The sequence below is a fragment of the Bombilactobacillus mellis genome (genome assembly GCF_000967245.1).
Lineage (GTDB): Bacteria > Bacillota > Bacilli > Lactobacillales > Lactobacillaceae > Bombilactobacillus > Bombilactobacillus mellis.
The window spans coordinates 694,307-719,653 of sequence record NZ_KQ033877.1 but is presented as its reverse complement, the minus strand read 5'-3'; the positions used below and the strand labels follow the sequence as shown (position 1 = coordinate 719,653).

Genomic DNA, 25,347 nt, shown 5'->3' with positions numbered 1-25,347 from the left:
ACCTAAATAAAGCCCAGAGCGTGAATCAACGGTAAAACAAATAGCATACTATCAAAACGATCTAAAATACCACCATGACCCGGCAGAATTTTCCCCGAATCTTTCACCCCATAAAATCTTTTATAAGCTGATTCGACCAAATCTCCGATTTGACCAGCTATCGATAAAATAATCACAGTGATTATCAATAAAGGCACACTTTGGTGTAAGGGCGCAATATATTGAAATTGCTTAAAACTAATCATATAAATCAAAGCAAAAATAACGGCTGCAATGACACCGCCAATCGATCCTTCCCAAGTCTTATTAGGACTGATCGCAGGGTATAACTTATGTTTACCCCATTGACGACCAATTAAATAAGCCCCGCTATCAGTGACCCAAACAATTATCATACCAAATAACAATAATGATAAGCCTCCGGAATCAGCATTACGGATTGCCGCTAAATAATGGAACCCATTACCAATATAAAACATCGACAAAATGGTAGTTCCAGCATCTTCAAAGTTATAACTGTTCTTAGTAAAGACCATCAAAATCAATAATAAGGCTACAAAAACATAGGCTAAATCAAAGCGGGAAAAATCATTTGGTAACCAGCGCAAGGCATTTTCCGGCAACGAAAGCAGGAAAACCCCAATAGCACCAATCACAAAATCAAGCGAGACAATAATCCGCTTGCGCATTATATAAACTTCAGATAAGCCAATAATCGCCAAAACCGAAGCGGTAATATCAATCCAAATCCCGCCAGCTATAATAATAGGTATAAAAATTGCCAAAGCAATGACTGCTGTAATTACCCTTTTTTTCAAAATATTACCTCATTCGTTTATTTGTCTAATCCACCATAACGACGATCACGTTGGCTATATTTCTGTAAGTCTCTTTTGAAATTAGCTTCAGAATAATCTGGCCAATATTCATTGGCAAAAACAATCTCGGCATAGGCCAATTCCCATAAATAAAAATTGGATAATCGTTGTTCACCACTAGTTCTGATCAAAAAATCAGGATTTTGTAATTCGGCCAACTGTGCGCTTTGCAGATAACTGGCAAAACTTGTTTCGTCTAAACTATTTAAGTCGGCCTGATGATCCAAAACCGCCTGACAAAAAGCTTTAGTTGCATTAACGATATCACTATGAGCGCCATAGTTAAATGCAAAATTTAAGATCATTCCTTGATTATGACGCGTTTGTTTAATCGCTTTTTGACAAACTGCCAAAGTTTTGGGAGGCAATTGCTCCATAAAACCAGTAATTACTACCCGCACCTCATTTTGCATTAAAGTCGGCATAAATTTATTAAAAAAAGTAATTGGCAAATTCATTAAAAATTCAACTTCGTTATTGGGCCGTTTCCAATTCTCAGTAGAAAAAGCATAGACCGTTAAAGCCTTAATGCCTAAGTTACTAGCAGCAGTGGCAATACTTTTTAAATTATTCATCCCCGCCTTATGGCCGGCAATGCGTGGTAATCCCCGCTTTTGGGCCCATCGTCCATTACCATCCATAATAATTGCTACATGTTCAGGCAAATTCAACTTGACCATATTAACTCCTACAAAACATCGTTATCTGAATTTACTGACCTAAAAAGTCAGCTTTGATTCTTCAACCCTTATTAATATTTATAACAAACTAAAACATATTTGTGCAATAGGATTGATAAATAAGCATGGTCGCCCATAAATGCTAAAAATGGCTTCTGGATGACAAACCGGTTTTCAGCTGGCGACCTCACAAAGATTAAAATCAAATAAAAATGATCTTGATCTTTTGACTATTATTAAACAAGCACTAATTAATAGCAAAAAATTAGCGATTAAAATCAGCCCTCACTTACTCATAGAGCCGATATCTTTTAATAATTGGTTAAATTTAACCTTCAACTAATTCTTGTGCTTTTTTCTCGGCAATATTTTCAATAGCTTTAACATTACTATCAGTTACTTTTTGAACCTGCTTTTCCAAGTCATAGAATTCATCATCAGTAATATCTCCGCTTTTTTGTTGTTTCTTTAATTTATCAATCGCTTCACGCCGAATATTACGGACACTGACCTTTGACATTTCCGAAATTTTACCTACTTCTTTCGATAATTCTTGACGTCTTTCGCCGGTCAATTGCGGAATCACCAAGCGAATAACCGAACCATCATTAGCAGGATTAATACCAATATCTGATTTTAAAAGTGCCTTCTCAATATTCTTTAAAGCGGATTTATCGAAAGGAGTAATCATCAAAACGCGTGCTTCAGGAACACTAATTGAAGCCACCTGATTAATCGGCAAATCAGCTCCATAGTATTCCACGGTAATTCCATTTAAAATACTGGCATTAGCCCGGCCCGCACGGATTTTACCCAAATCACGCTGTAAGGAATCCTGGCTTTTTTGCATATGCTTTTGGGCTTCTTCAATAATTGAGTTAGTCACTATTTTTTCCTCCTTTAATTGTGGTTCCTATCTGCTCACCTTGAACTACACGTAAAATATTGTCAGTTTCGTTTAAATTAAAGACGACGAGGGGAATATCATTATCCATTGATAACGAACTGGCGGTAGAATCCATGACCCCTAAATTTTTATTAATTACGTCTAATTGCGTTAATTCATCATATTTAGTAGCTGTAGGATCTACTTGAGGATCAGCCGAATATACCCCATCGACACCATTTTTAGCCATTAGAATAACATCTGCATCAATTTCTGCTGCCCGCAAAACTGCCGTTGTATCTGTTGAAAAATACGGGCTGCCAGTCCCAGCTGCAAATATGACTACCCGCTTTTTTTCCAGATGACGAATTGCTTTCCGTCGAATATAAGGTTCGGCAATTTGCCGCATTTCAATGGAAGTTTGCACCCGTGTGGGAACATTAATACTTTCCAGACCGTCTTGTAAAGCTAAAGCGTTCATTACCGTCGCCAGCATTCCAATATAGTCGGCTTGTGAACGTTCCATTCCCATTTCGGCGCCAGTTTCGCCCCGCCAAATGTTACCACCGCCACAAACAATCGCCACTTCAACGTCAAGATCATGAATTCTTTTAATTTGCTGAGCAATGGAAGCAATAACGGGCGGATTAATGCCAAATCCTTTTTTCCCGGCTAATGCTTCACCACTCAACTTTAAAACCACTCGCTGATATTTAACAGACATGTATAAACTCCTTCAATTTCTTTTAATTATTTTAACATAATCAGTAATGAGACGTTCATTAAGTCCAAAAAAAAAGCGCTACGCGCTTTTATTTAATTTGACCCATGACTTCATCAACGAAATTTTCCTGTCTCTTTTCAATTCCTTCACCAACTTGATAGCGCTCAAAGGAAACCAATTTGCCACCTTTAGCAGCCACAAATTGGGAAACAGTTTGATCAGGATCTTTAACAAAATCTTGGTCTGCTAAACTAATTTCAGCTAAATATTTATTCAATCGTCCTTCAACAATTTTCGGCACAATCTTTTCCGGCTTGCCTTCATTAAGTGTTTCTTCAGTAAACACTTGACGTTCATGCTTTAGCACAGAATCCGGTACTTGCTCCCGGCTTAAATATTCTGGATTAATCGCTGCAACGTGCATTGCAACATCATGGGCAGTATCACCATCAGCACCATCCAAAACCACCAAAGCAGCAACCTTTCCACCGTTATGAAGATAGGAACCAAAGACTTGATTATCATTTTTTTCTACTACTTGGAAACGACGTAAAGTAATTTTTTCACCAATAACAGCTGTTAAGTTAGTGATGGCAGCTTCAACCGTGTCGGCTCCAGCAATAGGCAGCTTCAAAGCAGCAGCTAAGTCGTTCGGATTATTCTCCACAATGGTAGTTGCCAAATCTGAAACTAATTGTTTAAATTTGTCATTAGAAGCAACAAAATCGGTTTCGGAATTAACTTCTAATAAAACGGCCCGATTATCAGCAACTTTAACAGCAGCTAAACCTTCCGCAGCAATCCGACTACTCTTTTTCGCAGCTTTAGCTACACCCTTTTCCCGTAATTCATCAATGGCTTTTTGCATATCACCATCAGCAGCCACTAGTGCTTTTTTAGCGTCCATCATACCGACGCTGGTTTTGTCGCGGAGCTCTTTTACTTGAGCAGCAGTAATTTTGGTCATTTAACATTCCTCCCAGCTTTTTGATTGCTACAAGAAAAACTATCTTGATCAGTAAGCAAGACAGTTTTCCAGTATATTAATTATTTATTTTCTGCATCAGCAGTTGCTTGTTCAGCATCGGCTTCAACGACTTGTTCAATATCCGCTGTAGCTTCACCATTATCAGCATCAGCATTTGCTTCTTGACTATCCTGCGCAGCTTGTTCAGGGAAGTCAACATTTTCTTCACCCTGACGGCCTTCAACAATTGCATCAGCCATTTTTGAAGTAATCAAGCGCACTGCCCGAATTGCATCATCATTAGCCGGAATGATTACATCAATATCATCAGGATCGGTATTTGTGTCGACCATAGCAACAATCGGAATATTTAATTTATGAGCTTCCTTAACCGCAATACTTTCTTTATGCGGATCAACAATAAACATTACATCTGGAATACGCGGCATATCTTCAATTCCGCCTAAAAATTTCTCTAGTTTTTGTTGTTGTTTAATTAATAAAGCTACTTCTTTTTTCGGCAAACGTTCAAAAGTGCCATCTTCAGACATCTTCTTGATTTGCTTTAAGCGTTTAATTCGGCTTTGAATAGTATCCCAGTTAGTTAAAGTTCCACCTAACCAGCGATGGTTTACATAATACTGGCCTGCCCGTGTTGCTTCTTCGGCAATGGAATCTTGAGCTTGTTTTTTAGTTCCAACAAATAAAAATACCCCATCATCGGCTGCAACATCTTTAACAAAGTTATAAGCATCATCAATCATATGCACGGTTTTTTGCAAATCGATAATGTAAATCCCATTACGTTGTGTGAAAATATATGGCTTCATCTTCGGGTTCCAACGCCGAGTTTGATGGCCGAAGTGCACACCAGCTTCCAATAATTGCTTCATTGATAAAACAGACATATTAATTCCTCCATTGGTTTTTTCCGCCGTTAATCTACTATCCATGCCACATTTAGATACTTCTAAATGCACCCGCATCGACTAAAATTAACGTGTGTATTTAATGCCATTAAAGATTTTACTGTAATTGATAATATTAATCAAGACTTGTGCGTAAATAGTTGCATTTTTTGTTGGCGAGAATAGTGTTTGATTTCCCATTCCCGTTTGGAAGCTTGCGAACGATCACCCACTAATTCCTGATAAACCAGTTGAACTGGTCGCCGACTTCTCGTATATTTGGCCCCTTGACCCGCATTATGAGCCCGCACCCGTGCCGCAACTTTATTAGAAATTCCGGTATAATAAGTGTCATCGGCACAGTGAACAATATAAACAGAATAGGTCTGACTTTTATCCATTAATAAAATCCCCCAATTGTTGAGTATAAGTGCCATCGGCTTGGTATAAAACTAATTCAGGCCATACTTTCAAACCATTAATTCTTCGGGTTTTTCGACATTTGATTAGAACTAAATTGGCTAAATCATTTTGATGCGGACGGATAAATAACAGTTCTTTAATAGGCAAATGATAAGCTTGTAAAACTTGACTTAATTCTAATAATCGATCCGGCCGATAAACTAAATATAAACTACCGTTATCTTTCAAAAGACTTTGCGCTACTTGCCCTAACAATTTTTGACTGAAATAAAGTTCGTGGCGTGCAATATTTTGTGAAGATGATTGACCCAATTTGGACTGTGATTTAGTGGAAAAATATGGCGGATTGCAGGTAATCACATCAATACTATCATGATCTAAATAATCTAAAGTGTGATTGATATTACTATTGATCAATTTGACTTTGTCTTCTAAATGGTTATAATTAATTGATTCTTGTGCCAAATTTGCTAACGCTTCTTGAATTTCTAAAAGTGTGGTTGTAACTTGAAATTTTTGCGCTAAGCTTAAACCAATAATGCCACAGCCGCTGCATAAATCTACTAACTGATCTTGAGGTTTTAAATAAACCCAATTAGCCAGTAGGACGGAGTCAATAGAACTGCGGAATAATTTGGTATCTTGAAAAATATCAATCGCAAATCCCGGAACTTGGTCTAAAGTTTTCGTCATTGGTTCTCATCCTATCTTTGATATAATATTTGCAAATTACAAAATGAGGTTGATTTAATGTTTTATAAGTTTATGGTACATGTTGTGCGGGTAATTGTTGCCTTGATTAATGGTAATACTCATTTTCAAGGTAAAGAAAACCTGCCGCATAATGAATCTTTTATTATGGTAGCACCACACCGCACTTGGTGGGAGCCAATTTTATTTGCTTTAGCGGTCAGCCCGCTGCCTTGTGCCTTTATGGCTAAAAAAGAGCTATTTAAAAATCCTATTTTACGCTTTATTTTGCATCATGCCAACGCTTTTTCTGTTGACCGCCAACATCCCGGTTTATCTGCTATCAAAATTCCGGTTCGCGACTTAACCGCGCGTAATCTGAGTTTAATTATGTTTCCTTCCGGAACAAGATTCTCCGGAAAATTAAAAGGTGGTGCAGTTTTAATTGCTAAATTAGCAAAAAAGCCATTAGTTCCTGTTGTTTATCAGGGGCCTCTGCGTTTTAGCGACTTTTTAAAACGACGTCGGGCTGTAATTAAATTCGGACAGCCAATCGTAATTGATTCGAAAATGAAAGTAGATGAACAGCATATTGAAAAAGTCAATCAACAAATACAGCAAGCCTGGCAGCAAATTGACTACTCCATTGATCCAAATTTCCACTATGTTCCTTTAAAACACAAAAACAAATAAAAAAGTATCCCCGACTTTGGTTAAGGATACTTTTTTTATAATTTTAACTACGATAATTATTAGAAAGTATCTTTTTCTTGCAGCCGATACAATTCATAATAATAACCTTTTTGCTTCAATAAATCTTTGTGATTACCATATTCAACAACTTGACCATTATCCAAAACTAAGATATTCGTGGAGTTTTTAATCGTGGAAAGCCGGTGGGCAATCGCGACGGTTGTCCGACCTTGTTGCATTTGATCCAGACCAGTTTGAATTAAATCCTCTGTTTGCGTATCAATACTTGCCGTAGCTTCATCCAAAACCAGAATCGAGGGTTGATGAACAATGGTCCGCGCAAAAGAAATTAATTGTTTTTGTCCAGCAGACAAGCCGTTACCGCCAGGTGTTACTCGGGTATGATATTGCTGTGGTAATTTTTGAATAAAATCATCAGCATGAACTAACTTGGCTGCCGCCTGAATTTGTTCGTCACTAATATTTTGATCATATAAGCGAATATTAAAATTAATATCACCATAAAATAAATAAGAATCTTGTAATACTAGGCCAATTTTTTGCCGAATTTCGGAAACCGGCAGCTTCCGTATATCCTGACCATCGATGAGAATTTCTCCTTTTTGAAATTCATAAAAGCGCAATAAGATATTAATCATGGTACTTTTACCACTGCCAGTGTGGCCCACGATTCCTAAACTTTCCCCCGGATTCACTTTAAAACTCACATCATGTAAGACTTCCGGACCATCAGGATAAGCAAAACTGACATGACGAAATTCAATCGCTCCGGCAGAAATCTTACCTTTGGCGTCAGATTTTTGTTGAGGGCCATATTCTTTACTATCTAAAATATGAAAAGAACGTGAACCGGCCACAACACCATCTTGAAAGAAGGATAAAGTATCCATCATATTTGTAATCGGATTAAAAAACTGACTTATATAAGTTGTAAAAGCATAAATCATTCCGGCTTGAACAAAACCGATATGTGCATGCCAACCTAATATATACATGGCTGCAATGAGCGCCAAAGTATAGAGAAGATTAACAATGGGCGACAGCAATAAAGAATTGATTTTAATCATTGAACGCCTTGATTGTAAATATTCATGATTAGTATGTTCAAATTCTTGTTGGATTCTTTTTTGTTGCCGGAAATTTTGAATAATATCTATTCCTTGAATAGTCTCGCTAATCCGCGTATTAATTTCACTGAGTTTTTGCCGCATGTAGCGATAAGCGCTGGAACTATACTTGTTATAAACCCAAATTGACAGGATTAACAATGGTAAAAATAATAACACAGCCAGAGCTGCTGCTTGGTCCGTCAACCACATCGCAATCAGCGCAGATAGAATCGAAAATATTCCAACCAAGCCTGATAGAAACACTTGCATAAAATCCGATAATGACATTGTATCGTTATTGACTCTTGAAACAATGGAGCCTGCAGAAGTACGATCAAAGTAACTCATTCCTAATTGATGCAGCTTAGCAAATAATGAACGGCGTAAGTCCTCTAACATATACTCGCTACCCATATTAAAAGCAAAAGTGGTAAAAAACTGCCCGAAACTACGAATAATTACTCCGACTAAATAGATAACCGCACTAAATAAAATTACTTTCTCAGCTAAAGTGGTTCGTGTTAAAAAATGATCCATATAATATTGTAAAAAGCGCGGTAACAAAATATTCATTGTTGATTGGACTATCACTGCCAGAATCGAAATGATAAAGGAAGGCCAATATTTAGCCGCAATCTTTAAAAGCCGGTGTACAATTTTAAATTGTTGCTTAGTGGGAATACTGCGATAATTATTATATGCTGCCATAGTAACCTTCTTTCTGAAAATTGCGTACTTAATAATTCATTTGTTGCCGTTGCCACATCTGTTGATACCAGCCGGGAGTTTGTAACAATTGTTGATGGGTCCCTCTTTGAATTACTTGGCCCGCTTCTAAAACCAAAATTTCATCAGCTTTCATTACACTGCGTAATCTTTGCGTAATAATGATCCTCGATTGCTGTGCATTACTAAAACGTTGCATATTTTGATTAATTTCGACTTCAGTTTTGGCATCAACAGCAGAAGTAGAATCATCTAAAATCAAGATTTTGGGAGAACTTAAAAGTGCCCGGGCAATGGAAACCCGTTGCTTTTGGCCCCCAGATAAAGAAATCCCGCGTTCACCAACTAGGGTTTGATATCCTTGACTTAAATGTTGAATATCTTCGTCAATCACACCTTCTTGGGCTGCCTGTCGAACTAAGGCGTCATTACTACTGTAATCGGAAAAACGAATATTATTTTTAACGGAAGTGGAAAATAAAAAACTATTTTGCGGAACATAACCAATATTGGATAAGAGGGTATCTAAAGAATAATCGTGGATATCATGACCATCGATGGTAATCAGGCCTTGATAATCATCAAAACGTCGTAAAATTAATTTGATAATTGTACTTTTACCTGCTCCGACCCGACCTACAATACCCAGAGTTTTACCGGGGGTTAATTCAAAATGAACATTCTTTAATACAGGTTGTTCACCGTCAGGATAAGTAAAAGATTGAACCTTAAAATGCAATTCTCCGCGATTTAGTTCAGTTAATCCCTGCTTACTTTCAGTAATTAAAGATTTTTCCTGTAAAATATTTTGAATTCGATCATAACTAGCATTTCCCCGCTCCAAGACGTTAAATAAACGTCCAATAGCAAACATGGGCCAGATTAAAGCATTTATATAACCTACAAAAGAAATCAATTGCCCAATAGTAATTACATGATTAATGACCAGATGTGAGCCTGACAAAATCGTGATGACAAAGGTCAAACCAATAATAAAACCTGTCAAGGGATCAAACATGGCGTCTATCAGGTTAACTTTACGGTTTAAAGAAATTGTCCGATCAACCAGCCGATTGAAATCAGCAATGTCTTCGCTTTCTTGACCAAAAGTTTTAATAACCTTAATCCCGGTCATACTTTCCTGAGTCTTATTGCTTAATTGAGAAAAGGCCGCCTGTGATTGTGAAAAACGATCGTGTAACTTTTTTCCTAAAAAATATGCCATTACCGCTAATAAAGGCAGAGGTAATATAGCAACAACTGTTAATTTCCAATCTACAAATAAGATCATAGCTACAATAGTCATGCCGCCAGTAATAACAGAATCGGCTAAAGTTAAAATACCTACGCCGGCTACGTTTTGCACAGCAGAAATATCATTAGTAGAAAGTGCCATCAAGTCGCCAATTCGGTGACGTTTAAAAAACATTTCATCCATATTTAAATAATGCCAAAACAGCTGGCTGCGTAATTTCTTTTCCAAATCGGCCGCTCCGCCCCAGATCTGATTACGCCAACCGTAGCGAAAAAGATATTGGCCCAAACCGGCCGCCAGCAGTATTGTTAACGCTACCAAAACATGCATTTGTGTCAACTGTTTTTGATTAACCCAATCAGCAAATTGACCAATTGTTCGCGGAATAATTAAATTAGTCAGAGCAGTTAATAATAAAAAGATTATCCCAATGAGATAACGCCGCTTTTGTTTTTTAAAGAACCAACTTAATTTTTTAAAGATCCCCATCTTCCGCCTCCTTTAGAGTTTTTATATGCTCTGTTGAAAGTTTTTATTTAATTGTAAATGACATAATAAAAAAAGCAGCAACAGCTACTTTTCACTCTGGTGACTATTATTATTTCTTCGCTTGATTTTTCATTAATTGCATCATTTGGTTCAATTTCTTTTGCGAAGGTTTTTGTCCCATCTGTGCCATCATCTGTCGCATCATATCAGCTGAAATTGGTGGATTTTCCTGCAAATAGTGTTTCATATACGCTCGTGCTCCAAAGAAACCACCAATTAGTCCAATAATTAACATCACAATACCTACAGTAATTGTAATAGCCATTTTCACTCCACCTTCAATATATATACTCATTATAGTTTATAAGATTTTTAGAGGATTAGCAAAGTTAATTTGACCGCCAACCCTTATTTTTTTGAATTTTACGTATTTTGGCAGGGGTAATTTCCTGCCCCTGAGGATTGTACAGTTTAGTATGCAGAAGCTGTGCTTTAAAACCCTGGCGAAAATTAGCCAAATATTCTTGCCGCAAAGCGGCTTGTTCCTGCTTTTCTTCCCTATTTAATCCTACTTTTTTTTGCTTATGGGCCAATTCATTAATTCTTTGAATTAATTCGGCTTGACGTTTATTTTCATTTAGTTCTACCACTAATTATTCTCCTTAATAATTACGAACGTATGTTTGAAACTAATTAACAGATATGGTATTCTATAGTAAAGATACTAGGAGTAGAATAATGGGTCAAATAATTAGTTCTAAACAAAAAGACATTTTACAGTGTATTTATAATTATGTTCAAGGCTATGGTTATCCTCCTACTGTCCGTGAAATTTGTGAAGAAGTCGGCTTGGCTTCAACTTCAACAGTTCATGGTTACTTATCGCGGTTGCAAAAACACGGTTTTTTACAACGCAGCCCTACTAAACCGCGAGCTTTAGAGATCACTAATACCGGCTTAGAAGCACTGAATATTCAACAAAATCAAATACCTATTTTAGGAACTGTTACTGCAGGAGAACCAATTTTAGCCATTCAACAAAACGCCACTGACTTTTTCCCTTTACCGCCGGATTTACAATATACTGATGGTAAATTGTTTATGTTAACAATTAAGGGACATAGTATGATTAACGCGGGAATTCTGGATGGCGATCAGGTTATTGTCCGCCAGCAAAGTACTGCGGAAAATGGCGAAATTGTAATTGCCATGAATGCGGCTAATGAAGCCACCTGTAAAAGATTTTATCAAGAAAAAGACCATGTTCGTCTCCAGCCGGAAAATGATGAATTTCAGCCTATTATCTTAACTGAAGTGAATATTTTGGGTAAAGTTGTGGGGCTTTATCGGACCCATATCTTCTAAATACGAATTATCAACTTTCAACATCGTTAATTAATATCTTAATTTTATAATAAAAAGCACTTCCTGATAGCGAAGTGCTTTTTTGCATTTTGCAAACTTTAACAAATAATTATTTACGCCGCTTTTCTGCAATTCGAGCTGCTTTCCCACGTAAGGAACGTAAGTAATACAACTTCGAACGGCGTACACGACCATGACGTACTACTTCAATTTTGGCTACTCGCGGTGAATGCAACGGGAAAGTTCTTTCAACTCCTACGCCGCTGCTAATTTTACGTACAGTATAAGTCGCACTGATACCTGTACCACGACGTCTAATTACCACGCCTTCAAAAAGCTGGATCCGTTCACGATTACCTTCAACAACCTTAGCGTAAACCCGCACAGTATCTCCAGCTCTAAAATCAGGAATATCGTCACGTAATTGTGATTGTGTTACTTGATCAATTAAGGGACTTTTACTACTCATAATAACTTCTCCTTTACTGATACTCATGTAAATCTAAACATTACAGCGGAATATCGTTGTATTGTGTAAACACACAAATTACATCTTAACACATTTTATATATTTGTAAAGTTACATCTTGTGTGCTGCTTTCCAGTTGGCCAGAAAATTTTGATCTTCAGCAGTTAATTGGGCTGTCTTTAAGAGATCCGGACGTAGTTGGGCCGTTTTTAAGAGGGACTGTTGATGGCGCCACTGCGCTATTTTTTGATGATTCCCACTTAAAAGAATCTCCGGAACTGCCATTCCTCGATATTCTGCTGGTCGCGTATATTGGGGATACTCCAATAATCCATCACTAAAAGAATCCGAATAAGCCGAATCATCATTACCTAAAACCCCAGGCACAAAACGGGCTAAAGCATCTATCATAATCATAGCTGCCATTTCTCCGCCAGTAATAATAAAATCACCGATAGACAAATGATCAGTCACTAAATTGTCAATCCGCGCATCAAAACCTTCATAATGTCCACAAATGAAAACTAAATGATCTTCAGTGGCCAAATTCTGCGCTATTTTTTGATTAAATTGTTTACCTGCGGGATCCAGCAAGATTACCCGCTTTTTTTGAGAATCAGCAGCATTAATTTCATCCATGGCGCGATAGATCGGCTGCGGTTTTAGTAACATTCCCGCACCTCCACCATAAGGCGTATCGTCAACATGATGATGTTTATCTTGGGAATATTTTCTAAAATCACAGATATTTATTTTTAGTAATTGTTTCGCCTGAGCTTTTCCCAGTAAGGACTCCTCTAAAGGTGTAAACATCTTGGGAAACAGCGTCAATATATCAATTTTCATCAATTAATCCTTCCGGTAAAGCCACAGTAGCCACATGATTCGGCAAGTCCACAGCTATTAACGTCGATTTTAAGATGGGAATTAAAATTTCTTTACCTTGGTGATCACGAATTGTCCAAACATCATTAGGTCCAAGATTCATAATATCAACTACTTGTCCTAAAACACCAAGCTTTTGATCCTGAACGGTAATTCCCATAATATCTTTATAAAAATATTGTCCTGGTTCTAATGCAGGCATTGAACTAGTATCTGCATAAATATCACAATTCTTGTAGATCTGTGCTTGATTTAAATCATTGATTTCTACTAATTTTAAAAGCCAAAATTGCCGTTGAGAGCGAATTTTCTCAACTGTAAAAGGTAAATACTGATCGGGCATTTTAATCCATACCTTTTTGTCAGGAGCAAACCGTTCTGTCAAAAAATCAGTCACGGCTTTAATTTTTAATTCGCCATGATTACCGTGAGTATTAATAATTTGTCCAATACGGACATAATCTAGTCCTGTCATCACTTTACCTTCATCATTCCTTAAATTAAGAAGATATAGTTAAAGGGTAGAACCAAACTGCTCGCTCTACCCTTAAATCATTAGGAAAACTAACCTTATTCAGCAACTGCCAGAATAATACCCGTAAAATAAATAATATTACCCTTCTTCCGGGACAATATTTAATTTAATTCTTTTCGTATTATCATGATTTTGTGAATAAACAATAGTCCTAATTGCCTGTGCTACTCTTCCCTGTTTCCCAATAATACGACCAGCATCTTTGGTACTCACATGCACATCGTAAACTAAACAATCATCTTGTTCTTTAGTTACCAGAGAAAATTGCTCTTTATCTTCTGCTAAGGGCAAGATAATTGCTTTAATAAGTTCTTGGATATCAGTTTTCATTTCACAGCCTGCATTATTTAGCTTTTTTAGCTGCTAATTTAGCTTCGTGAAATTTTTGCATAACACCTTTTTTAGACAATAAATTTCTTACAGTATCAGAAGGTTGTGCACCTTTTTGCAACCAATCTAAAGCTGCTGCTTCATCTAATTTAAATTGTTCCTTGCGTAATGGGTTATAATGACCAATTTCTTGAATAAAACGACCATCACGTGGTGAACGAGAATCTGCTACTACTATCCGATAGAAAGGACGCTTTTTACTTCCCATGCGCCGCATCCGAATTTTAACTGCCATAATTAATTCCTCCAAATAATTTCTTAACGCCAATCATTATACTTAATTTTTTTATAACTGTAAAGCTTTTTTTCTTTACATCTATGATTTAAATCTTTTAACCTTTTTGAGCCGCTTCTTTTTCCGCTTTTTATTGTGCCGGACCATAGAACCCATGGCCATTTTACCTAATTTGCCTTGGAAACCATTCCCCATCATTTGCTCCATTGCGTTAAAGTTTCCTTTAGTCATTTTTTGCATCATCGTCTGCATTTGTTTAAATTGCTTAATCATTCGATTAACTTCAGGTAAAGGACGGCCGGAACCACTAGCCAGACGCTTTCTGCGAGACGGATTTAATAAGTCCGGATTTTGACGCTCCTGCGGCGTCATTGAGTAAACAATGGCTTTCAGGTGTTCTAAATCTTGGGGATCCATATTAGCATTTTGCAAAGCCGGGTTATTGGCCATCCCCGGGATCATCTTCATGATTTCATCCATCGGCCCCATTTTTTGTACTTGCTCCAATTGATCAACAAAATCATTGAAGTCAAAAGTATTTTCCTGCATTTTGCGGGTTAGTTCAGCCGCTTGTTTCTCATCATAATCCTTTTCGGCCTTTTCAATCAGGGTCATCATATCGCCCATACCCAAAATTCGATTAGCCATGCGATCAGGATGAAAAACTTCCAAAGCGTCTAATTTTTCTCCGGAACCAATAAATTTTATCGGCTTGCCGGTTACTGCCCGAATCGATAGTGCTGCTCCGCCTCGGGTGTCACCATCTAATTTGGTTAAAACTACTCCGGTTATATCCAACTGCTTATTAAAGCCTTCGGCCACATGTGTAGCGGCTTGACCGGTCATAGAATCGACTACTAATAGTATTTCTGTCGGTTGAGCTACTTCTTTAATCCGACTTAATTCATCCATCAACTGCTCATCAATTTCCAGTCGGCCGGCCGTATCAATTAAAACATAATCATTTTTAGCATCCTGAGCTTGCTGCAAACCATTTTTGACAATTTCTACGGGATCGGCTGCAGTTCCTTCTTCATAAACCGGAACAGCCAATTGCTGACCAATTGTTTGCAATTGCTCAATGGCCGCGGGCCGATAAACATCGGCGGCTATTAATAAAGGGCGTGCTTGAGACTGTTCTTTTAAATAACGCACTAATTTACCCGCGGAAGTAGTTTTGCCGGCACCTTGCAAGCCCACCATCATAATAACTGTCGGAATTTTAGCAGCTTTATTTAATAAAACAGCCTGCGACCCCATAATTTTGGTTAATTCTTCGTCAACAATCTTAATAACCTGCTGTGCCGGGGTTAAACTATCTAAGACTTCGCTGCCTACTGCCCGTTCACGTACAGTTTTAATGAAGTTTTTTGTGACATCAAAATTGACATCCGCTTCCAGTAATGCCAGCCGGACTTCGCGCATCATTTCCCGGACGTCACTTTCGGTGATTTTACCTTTACCCCGTAATTTAGAAAAAGTTTTTTGCAATCGTTCGCTTAATCCTTCAAAGGCCATTTTCTTTTCTCCTATTCCAGCTTCATTAATTCTTCTACTACTGCTTTTAGGTCGCCGTCAGTAGCGTATTTTTGGGCTATTTGTTTTTGTAAATTTTGTAATAATTGACTGCGTTGTCGAAAATATTGATATAAGTGAAGCTGCTGCTCATAACGCTGTAAAGTCTTGACAGTACGTTGTAAATTATCATAAACGGCCTGCCGACTTACATGCTGCAACTGAGCTATTTCACCTAAAGAGTAATCATCGCCATAATACAAACGCATATATAAATCCTGTTTAGCCGTTAACAATGGTTGATAAAAATCATACAGCATATTAATTTGGGTAGTTTTTTCAATAGTTTCTGCCATAATCATTCATCCACTAATAAGTCACTAAATAAGCCTGTTGCAAATTTTTGCGGATCAAAAATTTGTAAATCTTGCACCTGTTCTCCCAAACCGACTAATTTCACCGGAATATGCAACTCATCATTAATTGCCAACACTATTCCACCTTGAGCTGAACCATCCAGTTTGGTCAAAACAATTCCGGTCACTTGCGTAGCTTTTTCAAATTGCTTGGCTTGACTTAAAGCATTTTGGCCTGTAGTCGCGTCGATTACTAACAGCACTTCATGGGGAGCATCGGGTATCTGTTTAGTAATTATACGTTTTATTTTTTCTAATTCTTTCATTAAATTCGTATTATTTTGTAAACGACCAGCAGTATCAACTAATAAAACATCAAACTGCTGCTGTTGTGCTTTTTGCAATGCTTCATAAACTACTGCCGCTGGATCGGAACCTTCTGAGCCGGCCACTGTTTCGACTCCTACTTGTTGGCCCCAAGCTTGCAGCTGTTCAATAGCCCCCGCCCGAAACGTATCACCGGCTGCTAACAGTACTTTTTGTCCTTGAGCTTTGAATTGGGCCGCTAGTTTGCCAATAGTAGTAGTTTTCCCAGCTCCATTAACTCCCACAAATAAAATAACATTAAGCAAACGCTCCTTATCCAAATTCAGTTGAAAATTATGCCCCTGAGCATCCTGCTGGTATAATTCCGCCATTTTATTAACAATTACTTGTGAGACTTCTTTTTTGGATTTGGCATTTTGCAAACGCACTTCGGCCCGCAAAGCATCCGAAATTTTTAAGGCCATATTATAGCCAACATCAGATTGAATTAATAAATCTTCCAAATCATCAAAAAAATCCTCATCAACACTACGAAAATTGGCCATAAAGGCATTGAATTTATCCCGGAAACTATGGCGCGTTTTCTCTAATCCCTGGTCATAATCTTGCTGTTGCTCTGCCGCTGTTGCCGGTTTTGAGTCCTGCTCTGGTGTACTTGTGACCGAAGCCGCAATGGGTTCTGCCGGTTGTTGTTTTTCACTGGGCTCACCAGTTGTTGCATCTGATGAATCAGAAACCTCAGCTGGCTGGCTGGCAGGAGCTTCTTGTTCATCATTTGATGTTTTACCGGGTGCTTTTTCGGTATTTACTGTTGAAGAATCTGGTTCTGAATTCGAAGCAGCAGCAGTTTCTTTTTGGGCGGGATCAACTTCAGTTTCCGCGGTCTCAGTGGGCTTTTTTTTCTTAAAAATATTAAATAATCCCATAAACAAACCTCATTTCTGTATTATTTTAATTGCACACTAACAATCAGTGAAACACCAGACTCCTGCATCGTGATGCCATAAAGTCGATTAGCGTGCATCATCGTTCCTTTGCGATGAGTAATGACGATAAATTGCGTTTTTTGATCGTACTTTTTCAAATAATCAGCAAAGCGGCTGACATTGGCATCATCCAAGGATGCCTCTACTTCATCCAGAATACAAAAAGCTACCGGATGAACTTTTAAAACTGAGAAAAGCAGCGTAATCGCTGTAAGGGCTCTTTCTCCTCCGGATAACAAACTCAGACGTTGTAATTTCTTCCCTGGCGGTTGAGCAATAATTTCAATTCCTGTTGTAAGTATATCTTGCGGATTGTCCAGAATCAACTGAGCATGACCACCACCAAACATTTGGGGGAAAATTTCAGCAAAAGCGTGGGCCACTTGTTTAAACATTTTGGCAAAACGCTGGGCTACTTCTTGATCCATCTCGGTAATAGTTTTTTGTAACTGTTGCCGAGCTTGGATTAAGTCATCTTGCTGCTGGGTCAAAAACTTATAGCGCTTTTGCAGCTGCGCATAGTCAGTGATCGAATTTAAATTAATTGGCCCTAAGGCCGTAATTTGCTGTTGCAAAAGGTGAGCCCGCTGCTGAGCCTGGTCTAAAGACCAATTAGGAAAAATTTTTTGATAAGCGGCTTCAAAAGAAATACGATATTGCTGCTCTAATATTGTTAATTTTTGTTTAATTTGATTCGTAATAGTAGTTACTTGAACAACATTATTTTCTTGTGCGGCAGTCCATTTTTTCTGTAAGGCAAATAATGCTGTTACTTGTTGCTGTACTTGTTGAATTTGCTGACTAAGTTGTTGCCGAGTGGTTTTCTTTTCTTGGAGCTTACTTTCCAAACTTTGTAACTGCTGCACTTGAAATGCAATTTGCTGATCCTGATCTTGACTAGAAGCGGTCAAATCCTGTTGCTCCTGCTTCAGTTTTTGCAATTGCTTGTCAAGTTGCACTTTTTGTTCTTGCAAGTCCTGAATTTCATTTTGCAGTTGATGTTGTTGTCGGCGTTGATTGTGCATATCATTTTGCAAAACTACTAGTTCGGTCTGCTGTTGTTGTAAGCGCTCCTCTACTCCCTGCTTTTGAGCAGCAAAATCTTTGATTAAAACCTGCTTTTGATTAATTTCCTGCTGCTGTTGAGTTATTTGCATTGTCAGTGTTTGTATTTTTTGTTTTACTGTTAGTTGCTGCTGTTGAATTGGATCTAACTGCAATTTTAACTGCTCAACTTTTGTTGAGCTCTCCTTTACCTGCTGCTGTTGATTAGTTTGTTGTTGCTGCTCCAATAACAGGTCGCTCTTAATTTTTTGTAAACGTTGCGCCAAAGGTCGCAATTGCCGTTGATAACGGGCTAAGAGCTCTGAGGTTTGGGCTATTTGTTCTTGTTGGTGTTGCATATCTTGGCGTTGTTGTTGCAGCTTGAGTTGTGCTTGTTGCACTTCTTGTTCTAAACTGCGCACCTGATTTTTTTGTGCTAGTAAATTCAGACCATTTTTTATTTGTCCGCCGGTCATCGAACCTCCGGGATTAATTAGATCACCTTTTAAAGTAACAATCAAAAAGCGATGCCTAATAATTTTACCGGCCCCAATAGCTGCTTCAATATCAGTTACAATTAATAATCTGCCGAACACATTTTCCATCACCGCAGTTAGACTGGGATCATAATTGATTAAATCACTGGCAATGCCAATAAAATACTTTTGCGTATTTAAGCCTTGCAAGTCGGCAGCGGCAATTTTTCGAGATTTCATAACATTCAAAGGTAAAAAAGTCGCTCGTCCTGCCTTCTGCTGCCGTAAAAAGGTAATGGCCTTGCGGGCCGCTGTTTGATTTTGCGTAACAATTGCTTGTAATTGTGAACCCACAGCAGCCTGCAGTGCTACTTGTAAACGTGGCGGTACTGTAATTAATTCAGCAACGGCCCCAATGATTCCCGGCAAAGCTTCTTTTTGTTTCAAAATCACCCGCACTCCTTGGTAATAGCCTTGGTGCTGCTGCACAATTTTATTTAAAGAAGTCAATTCCGTTCGTTGCTGTTGCCAGTGCTGTAATTTTTGATTATAGTGCCGGCGTTTAGAATCATAGCGAACCTGTAATTGCTGGTATTTTTGTTCAGTGGCCTTTTTATTCACTAACAAAGACTTTTGGGTGTGCTGTAATTGCTGGTACTGCTGAGTTAAATCTTGCCGGTGAGTTTCGGTCTTTTTTAATTGCTGATTTTGGGTTAATAACTGGGTATTAGTCTCTTGTAATTGCTGTTTAATTTGAGAGTTTTGTTGTTTTAGATATTTTTCCTGATTATATAAAGCAGTCTGCTGTTGAACCATTGCTACATAATGTGCCTGCAACTGGGTGATTTTTTGATCCAGTGTTTGTCGATCTTGAGGCACAGCAGTCTGAAGCTGGGCAATTTGCGCTTGTAATTGCTGCAGCTGTTGGTTCAAGTGGCGTTCATTTTGCCGTTGTTGCTGAAAATCATTTTGGAATTTCTGATACTTTTGCTGATTAGCCGTTTTCTGTTGTTGCAAGTTGGCACAATTGGCAGCATTAAAATTAAGCCGTTCTTGAACAAGTGCCTGCTGGCCCCGCAAAGATTCTAATTGACGGCTAAAATTGATAATTTGTTGTTGTTTATGATCAATTTCACTCGTTAATTGTTGGTCCAAGGTTTGCTGATTGTTAGCTTTAGTTTTAGCTGCAGCCAGACGCTGCTCAAGAATTGCCAAGTGCTTGTTAGTTGCTTGTTGTTTAATGGACCATTTTTCTTTTTGTTCATTAAGTTGCTTAATCTCAAAAGCCAAAATGAGTTGCTTGAGCTCATCAGCTTCACGTTTTTGTTTTTGATAACTCTGAGCAACTTGGGCTTGGTGCTTTAAAGGACTTATTTGATGCTCCAATTCCTGTACAATATCATTAATACGCTGCAAATTGTTATCTGTTTGCTGGAGTTGCTGCTGAGCTTGGTGCTTTTTTAATTTAAAACCAGATACGCCTGCCGGTTCTTCAATAATAAAACGGCGATCACTGGGCTTACTATTAAAAATTCTTTCTACGTTTCCTTGAGAAATAATTGAAAATGAATCCCGGCCTAACCCTGAATCCAAAAAGAGATCCACAATATCTTTTAAACGGACTTTTTTATTATTTAACAAACACTCACTTTCACCGCCACGAAAAAGACGACGCCTAATTTCGACTTCGTCAGTTTCTATATTTAATTGGCGATTATGATTATCAAACTTTAAAATTACTTCGGCTCGATCTAAGGGAGCGCGCTTTTCACTGCCAGCAAAAATAATATCTTCCATTTTTCCGCCGCGCAAGCTTTTAGGAGATTGTTCTCCCATAACCCAACGTAAAGCCTCCGTTAAGTTACTTTTACCACTGCCATTAGGACCTACGATCCCCGTAATTTTTTGATCAAATTCTATCGTAACTGGATCTGCAAAAGATTTAAAGCCGCTAATTTTCAATGATTTTAACGCCAAAATATACCTCTTGTTTCTATAGATCGAAAAAACTTGTACTTTTAATTCCTAATAAATTTTACAATCATTTTAAAGGAGTTTTACTGAAAATAACTAAAATAAACAATTTCAATTATTTAGCTTTTAGTTGCAGGATTCTGATACTTATCATGATGGATTTTTAAAAGCTGGCGTTGGGCTGCCTGTTGTTCAGCAGCTTTTTTACTGTGACCTGTACCAGTAGTAAGCTGAATACCATTGACTATTAACTGAACTGTAAAAGAAGGATTTTCTTCACTTGCTGATTGACTAACTACTAGATAGTCAATGTCAACATCACCTTGAGTTTGCAATTCTTCCTGTAATTCAGTTTTAAAATCATTTTCATCACTAAATTCACCGGCATCAATATGATTATAAACTGTCTGTCGTAAAAATTTTTCCACCGCTTGGTTGCCTTGATCAAGATATAAAGCACCATTAAAAGCTTCAAAAACATCTTCCAATAAAGTATTACGATTACGAGCTCCGGCTTTTTCTTCTCCATTACCTAATTTAATATAGGGGGGAAAGCCTACCTCGCGCGAAAATTGCGAAAAACTGGCTGTGCAGACAATATCGGCCCGTAATTTTGTTAATTGGCCTTCTGATAAATGTGGAAATTTTTTATAAATATATTCAGAAACATTTAATTCCAAAACCGCATCGCCCAAAAATTCTAAACGTTCATAATCCGACAAGTGCAATTCTCGATGTTCATTAGCATAAGAAGAATGTGTTAAAGCTGCTTGCAACAAACTTAAATCATTAAAAACGATCTGATATTTTTTCCTGAGTAAATTAACTAATTCTTGATCAATCACGATTAATCCCTTCTGAAGATGCATCCGTGGCATCTTCAAACCCCAAACAACTTTTGTTAATGAGCTTGTTTTTGATTTTCAGTAATGTAAGTGACTGCTTGACCAACGGTCTTAATTTTAGCAGCTTCTTCATCGGGAATTTCTTCACCAAAATCGTCTTCTAATTCTAATTCAAATTCCACCATATCAATGGAATCTGCTTGTAGATCCTCTTGAAAATTCGTCTCCATGGTAATTTGGTCTTGATCAATATCAAATCTTTCACTTAATAAACTAGCAATTTTAGCAAAAACTTCTTGTTCACTCATTGAGTTCATCTCCATTAATAATTATTACTTTTTTGGTTGCTGATCAAAATACTCGATTACTTGTTGCAGCATTCCCTTATTATACATCATTCTTAGTTGAACTAAAGCATAATATACCGTCCGTGCATCAGCCGCACCATGAGCTTTAACTACGGGTGCTTTAACCCCCATTAAAACGGCACCACCATATGCGGCTACGTCAAAAGTGGTTTTAATACTAGCTAAGGCCGGCTTGGCCAAAAGGGCGCCCACTTTTGGCCGCAAACCATTATTCAACAAAGCTTTTTTTAATTGCGACATGATGGTTTTTGCCGTACCCTCAATTGCTTTTAAAGTAGCATTTCCGGTAAAACCATCCGTTATTACAACGTCTGCTACACCCTCTAATAAATTGGTGGCCTCTACATTACCGATAAAATTAATATCCGGTAGTTTGCTTAAAGCTTGATAAGCCTCTTTATGCAAACTATCTCCTTTATCATATTCAGTACCATTATTTAAAAGTCCTACCCGGGGGTGAGCAATTTCTTTCACTTCACGCGCATAAAAAAAGCCCATTACGGCCCATTGCTTGAGATAATTTATTTTAACTTCCGCATTAGCACCGGCATCTAAAAAACTAAATCCCTGCTTGGAATTCATCGCTGGTAAAGTAGGCATCAATGCTGGGCGCATAATATTTTTTAAACGACCAATAATAAAAATGCCGGCTGCTAATAAGGCTCCGGAATTACCTAAAGAAAACAAAGCATCTGCCTGTCCGGCCTTGACAGCTTGAGCTGCCATTACCATGGAAGAATCCTTTTTATGCCGAATAGCCTTTAAAGGCTCATCTGTTCCTAAAATAACGCTTTGGGTAGGGACAATGGTCACACGTTCAGAATTCTGGAGATATTTTTTTATTTGTTTTTCATCACCAAATAAAAGAAATTCTAAATCCTGAAATTGATCACGGGCTTGTTCTACTCCTTGAATAACGACTTGCGGTGCCTGATCACCGCCCATAGTGTCAATTGCTATTCTCATCTTTTTACCTCATAATTAATCTAAACTGGTTTGGGATTGGGATTTTAAATACATTTTTAATGGATAGTGCTTTTTGAGCTGCGGATCGGCTGCAAATAATTGTTGCACTTCTTGATGTGCCCAAAAAAGCATCTGCTCATCAGCTAACGGATCGGCTAGTTTAAAATTGGGCATTCCAGACTGTTTACTGCCAAACAAATCGCCCGCACCGCGTAATTGTAGATCCTTTTGAGCTAATTGGAACCCATCATTGGTTTGAGTCATAACCCGTAAACGTTCAATGGCAGTTTTATTATGGGGATCTGCCAGCAAAATACAATATGATTGTTGCTGACCTCGACCCACACGACCGCGTAATTGATGTAATTGGGATAAACCAAAATGATCAGCATTATAAACAATCATCACTCTGGCATTAGGTATATCCACTCCAACTTCTACAACTGTCGTTGCTACTAAAATATCAATTTTTTGATTTTGAAAATCCTGCATTATAGTTTGCTTTTCTTCAGAATCCATCTGACCATATAATAATGCTATCCGATAATTAGAGAATTCTTTTTGCAGGTGCTGATAGATATCTTCCGCATTATACAAATTCATTTTATCAGATTCACTAATCAAAGGCGTAACTACAAAAACTTGGGCATTTTTTGATAATTGTATCTGTAAAAAATGCCGTACTTGATCTAATTTATTAAAACGCAGCCAATAAGTAGCCACATCTTTGCGGCCGGCTGGTAATTCATCAATTACCGATAAATCCATTTCACCATAATAGGTAATAGCCAAAGTTCGTGGTATCGGGGTAGCTGTCATTAACAAAACATCAGGCTGCTGTCCCTTTTGTCTGAGCGCCCGTCTTTGCTCTACTCCAAAGCGATGCTGTTCATCAATCACGACCAACCCCAAATGTTGGTACAAAACATCAGCTTGAAACAAGGCTTGAGTGCCAATAATGATATTATAGCGGCCCTGGCTGATTTTGGAAAGTTCCTGCCTCCGTTGCAGGGGCGTTAAAGAACTGGTCAATAAAGTCGTTGTTAATTGAAAACTGTCAAATAACGGTTTTAATTTTAAATAATGCTGTCGCGCCAAAATTTCTGTCGGTACCATTAAAGCGGCTTGAAAACCTGCAGTCACAGCAGCAAACATTGCAATTGCCGCTACAGCCGTTTTGCCGCTGCCCACATCACCTTGTAACAAACGATTCATAGTTGACTTTGCTTTCATATCATCTAAAATTTCTTTTAAAACACGTTTTTGCGCTGTCGTCAAAGTAAAATCGAATTGTTGGATAAATTGTTGGACATAGGCTTGATTATATAATTCACTAATTCCGTTAGTTTGCTGGGCATTTTTTTGTTTTAATTGCGCTAAGCGGGCCTGATACAAAAATAATTCACGAAACTTAGCGCTGCGGCGCGCAGCTTTAGCCTCGGCGATATTTTGTGGAAAATGCATACCGCGGATAATTTGAGCTTCTTTTAATAAGTGATATTTTTGGCGTAAAGGATCATCAAAAGTCTCTAACGCTTGATCAGCATATTTAGTAACTGCCTGTTTGATTAGCTTAATTAAAGTTTTTTGATGAATTTTTTTATTAGTGGGATAAACAGCCTCCAAACTGGTCTTTGTTAGAGCAGTTGCGGAGAGAATTTTCATTCCTACAAGTGAACGTTTGGCCTCATTCCACCGACCATAAACTAGAGTTTCTTGACCCACAATAAATTTATCCTGTAACCAGGGCTGATTAAAAAAGGTAACCGGAATCGTCTCATTATCTAATAATAAACGGACAATCAGTAAAGTCTTTTTATAACCAAAACGGCGCAAGACAGGATTACTGGCTACGACACCAGCGATGACAATTTTTTCTTGATCATGTGCTTCATTTACCGATTTCAATAAGAGATCTTCGTAACGTAAGGGAAAATAATATAATAAATCTTGAATAGTGACAATTCCTAAGTCAGCTAAAGCCTGTTGCGTTTTAATCCCTACACCTGACAAATAACTAACGGACTTAAATAAATCTGACATATTTTTAACCTGCTTTAATGAAAAGTTTGCTTTTATTTTTCGTACTATAAAAAAGGCTGCGACAATAAAACCATCCCAGCCTTCTAATATAAAAATACAGAGTTTTGAAAAAGCTCTTT

The 25,347-nt window shown here is 37.8% G+C and carries 27 protein-coding genes; 2 read left to right on the top strand and 25 right to left on the bottom strand.

Annotated features, from left to right (window positions below):
* Positions 1 to 2: 2 nt before the first annotated feature.
* The 8 genes from JG29_RS03570 to JG29_RS03535 form a co-directional block, all read right to left on the bottom strand.
* Positions 3 to 818 carry a phosphatidate cytidylyltransferase gene (locus tag JG29_RS03570; RefSeq protein ID WP_045922524.1) on the bottom strand — a complete coding sequence of 272 codons (816 nt, stop codon included), beginning with the start codon at positions 816 to 818 and terminating at the stop codon, positions 3 to 5.
* 17 nt (positions 819 to 835) lie between these two features.
* Positions 836 to 1,558, bottom strand: coding sequence for an undecaprenyl pyrophosphate synthase (gene uppS, locus JG29_RS03565; RefSeq protein WP_045922523.1), 723 nt, complete (start codon positions 1,556 to 1,558; stop codon positions 836 to 838).
* A gap of 328 nt (positions 1,559 to 1,886) precedes the next feature.
* Positions 1,887 to 2,444: a ribosome recycling factor gene (gene frr / locus JG29_RS03560; RefSeq protein ID WP_045922522.1), complete on the bottom strand. Its 558-nt coding sequence runs from the start codon at positions 2,442 to 2,444 to the stop codon at positions 1,887 to 1,889.
* Positions 2,437 to 3,168, bottom strand: coding sequence for a UMP kinase (pyrH, locus tag JG29_RS03555; RefSeq protein WP_045922521.1), 732 nt, complete (start codon positions 3,166 to 3,168; stop codon positions 2,437 to 2,439). Before pyrH ends, frr begins: the two co-directional genes overlap by 8 nt.
* A gap of 88 nt (positions 3,169 to 3,256) precedes the next feature.
* Positions 3,257 to 4,135: a translation elongation factor Ts gene (gene tsf / locus JG29_RS03550; protein WP_045922520.1), complete on the bottom strand. Its 879-nt coding sequence runs from the start codon at positions 4,133 to 4,135 to the stop codon at positions 3,257 to 3,259.
* An 80-nt stretch (positions 4,136 to 4,215) separates the two neighbouring features.
* Positions 4,216 to 5,043 carry a 30S ribosomal protein S2 gene (rpsB, locus tag JG29_RS03545; protein WP_045922519.1) on the bottom strand — a complete coding sequence of 276 codons (828 nt, stop codon included), beginning with the start codon at positions 5,041 to 5,043 and terminating at the stop codon, positions 4,216 to 4,218.
* 140 nt (positions 5,044 to 5,183) lie between these two features.
* Positions 5,184 to 5,444 (bottom strand): GIY-YIG nuclease family protein, encoded by a 261-nt coding sequence (locus tag JG29_RS03540; protein WP_045922518.1) that lies wholly within the window; start codon positions 5,442 to 5,444, stop codon positions 5,184 to 5,186.
* Entirely contained in the window at positions 5,437 to 6,159 is a 723-nt protein-coding gene (locus tag JG29_RS03535) for a tRNA1(Val) (adenine(37)-N6)-methyltransferase (RefSeq protein WP_045922517.1), read from the bottom strand. The genes JG29_RS03540 and JG29_RS03535 overlap by 8 nt, the downstream gene beginning before the upstream one ends.
* Positions 6,160 to 6,216: 57 nt before the next feature.
* Here JG29_RS03535 and JG29_RS03530 point away from each other — a divergent pair, with 57 nt between their 5' ends.
* Positions 6,217 to 6,849: a lysophospholipid acyltransferase family protein gene (locus tag JG29_RS03530; protein ID WP_045922516.1), complete on the top strand. Its 633-nt coding sequence runs from the start codon at positions 6,217 to 6,219 to the stop codon at positions 6,847 to 6,849.
* Positions 6,850 to 6,908: 59 nt separating this feature from the next.
* Here the strand turns inward: JG29_RS03530 and JG29_RS03525 are convergent, their stop codons facing one another.
* The 4 genes from JG29_RS03525 to JG29_RS03510 all read right to left on the bottom strand — a co-directional run bounded on the left by JG29_RS03525 (position 6,909) and on the right by JG29_RS03510 (position 11,099).
* Positions 6,909 to 8,687 (bottom strand): ABC transporter ATP-binding protein, encoded by a 1,779-nt coding sequence (locus tag JG29_RS03525; RefSeq protein ID WP_045922515.1) that lies wholly within the window; start codon positions 8,685 to 8,687, stop codon positions 6,909 to 6,911.
* A gap of 28 nt (positions 8,688 to 8,715) precedes the next feature.
* The gene (locus tag JG29_RS03520) at positions 8,716 to 10,449 is read right to left on the bottom strand and encodes an ABC transporter ATP-binding protein (protein ID WP_045922514.1); all 1,734 of its coding nucleotides are present in this window, start codon (positions 10,447 to 10,449) and stop codon (positions 8,716 to 8,718) included.
* 109 nt (positions 10,450 to 10,558) lie between these two features.
* On the bottom strand, positions 10,559 to 10,774 hold the full coding sequence (locus JG29_RS03515) for a YneF family protein (protein WP_045922513.1): 216 nt from the start codon (positions 10,772 to 10,774) through the stop codon (positions 10,559 to 10,561).
* Positions 10,775 to 10,838: 64 nt separating this feature from the next.
* Positions 10,839 to 11,099 carry a DUF896 domain-containing protein gene (locus tag JG29_RS03510; RefSeq protein ID WP_045922512.1) on the bottom strand — a complete coding sequence of 87 codons (261 nt, stop codon included), beginning with the start codon at positions 11,097 to 11,099 and terminating at the stop codon, positions 10,839 to 10,841.
* An 88-nt stretch (positions 11,100 to 11,187) separates the two neighbouring features.
* Here JG29_RS03510 and lexA point away from each other — a divergent pair, with 88 nt between their 5' ends.
* A complete protein-coding gene (lexA, locus tag JG29_RS03505) occupies positions 11,188 to 11,814 on the top strand; it encodes a transcriptional repressor LexA (protein WP_045922511.1) in 627 nt (208 codons plus the stop codon).
* A 109-nt stretch (positions 11,815 to 11,923) separates the two neighbouring features.
* Here the strand turns inward: lexA and rplS are convergent, their stop codons facing one another.
* The 13 genes from rplS to recG all read right to left on the bottom strand — a co-directional run bounded on the left by rplS (position 11,924) and on the right by recG (position 25,264).
* Complete coding sequence (gene rplS, locus JG29_RS03500; protein WP_045922510.1) at positions 11,924 to 12,283, bottom strand: 50S ribosomal protein L19; 360 nt, start codon at positions 12,281 to 12,283, stop codon at positions 11,924 to 11,926.
* A gap of 111 nt (positions 12,284 to 12,394) precedes the next feature.
* Positions 12,395 to 13,129 (bottom strand): tRNA (guanosine(37)-N1)-methyltransferase TrmD, encoded by a 735-nt coding sequence (gene trmD / locus JG29_RS03495; RefSeq protein ID WP_045922509.1) that lies wholly within the window; start codon positions 13,127 to 13,129, stop codon positions 12,395 to 12,397.
* Positions 13,119 to 13,643, bottom strand: a complete 525-nt coding sequence (gene rimM / locus JG29_RS03490) for a ribosome maturation factor RimM (RefSeq protein ID WP_045922508.1) — start codon at positions 13,641 to 13,643, stop codon at positions 13,119 to 13,121. Before rimM ends, trmD begins: the two co-directional genes overlap by 11 nt.
* Positions 13,644 to 13,781: 138 nt before the next feature.
* Positions 13,782 to 14,033, bottom strand: a complete 252-nt coding sequence (locus JG29_RS03485; protein ID WP_045922507.1) for a KH domain-containing protein — start codon at positions 14,031 to 14,033, stop codon at positions 13,782 to 13,784.
* Positions 14,034 to 14,046: 13 nt separating this feature from the next.
* Positions 14,047 to 14,328, bottom strand: coding sequence for a 30S ribosomal protein S16 (gene rpsP / locus JG29_RS03480; RefSeq protein WP_045922506.1), 282 nt, complete (start codon positions 14,326 to 14,328; stop codon positions 14,047 to 14,049).
* 81 nt (positions 14,329 to 14,409) lie between these two features.
* Positions 14,410 to 15,846: a signal recognition particle protein gene (gene ffh / locus JG29_RS03475; RefSeq protein WP_045922505.1), complete on the bottom strand. Its 1,437-nt coding sequence runs from the start codon at positions 15,844 to 15,846 to the stop codon at positions 14,410 to 14,412.
* An 11-nt stretch (positions 15,847 to 15,857) separates the two neighbouring features.
* Complete coding sequence (locus JG29_RS03470; protein ID WP_045922504.1) at positions 15,858 to 16,199, bottom strand: putative DNA-binding protein; 342 nt, start codon at positions 16,197 to 16,199, stop codon at positions 15,858 to 15,860.
* Positions 16,200 to 16,201: 2 nt separating this feature from the next.
* A complete protein-coding gene (ftsY, locus tag JG29_RS03465; protein ID WP_045922503.1) occupies positions 16,202 to 17,452 on the bottom strand; it encodes a signal recognition particle-docking protein FtsY in 1,251 nt (416 codons plus the stop codon).
* A 20-nt stretch (positions 17,453 to 17,472) separates the two neighbouring features.
* Positions 17,473 to 21,009, bottom strand: a complete 3,537-nt coding sequence (gene smc, locus JG29_RS03460; protein ID WP_045922502.1) for a chromosome segregation protein SMC — start codon at positions 21,007 to 21,009, stop codon at positions 17,473 to 17,475.
* 116 nt (positions 21,010 to 21,125) lie between these two features.
* Positions 21,126 to 21,851 (bottom strand): ribonuclease III, encoded by a 726-nt coding sequence (gene rnc / locus JG29_RS03455; RefSeq protein ID WP_045922501.1) that lies wholly within the window; start codon positions 21,849 to 21,851, stop codon positions 21,126 to 21,128.
* Between the two features lie 56 nt (positions 21,852 to 21,907).
* Positions 21,908 to 22,159: an acyl carrier protein gene (gene acpP, locus JG29_RS03450; RefSeq protein WP_045922500.1), complete on the bottom strand. Its 252-nt coding sequence runs from the start codon at positions 22,157 to 22,159 to the stop codon at positions 21,908 to 21,910.
* Positions 22,160 to 22,183: 24 nt separating this feature from the next.
* Positions 22,184 to 23,185 (bottom strand): phosphate acyltransferase PlsX, encoded by a 1,002-nt coding sequence (plsX, locus tag JG29_RS03445; RefSeq protein WP_045922499.1) that lies wholly within the window; start codon positions 23,183 to 23,185, stop codon positions 22,184 to 22,186.
* Between the two features lie 15 nt (positions 23,186 to 23,200).
* Complete coding sequence (gene recG, locus JG29_RS03440) at positions 23,201 to 25,264, bottom strand: ATP-dependent DNA helicase RecG (protein WP_282432004.1); 2,064 nt, start codon at positions 25,262 to 25,264, stop codon at positions 23,201 to 23,203.
* Between the last annotated feature and the right edge of the window lie 83 nt (positions 25,265 to 25,347).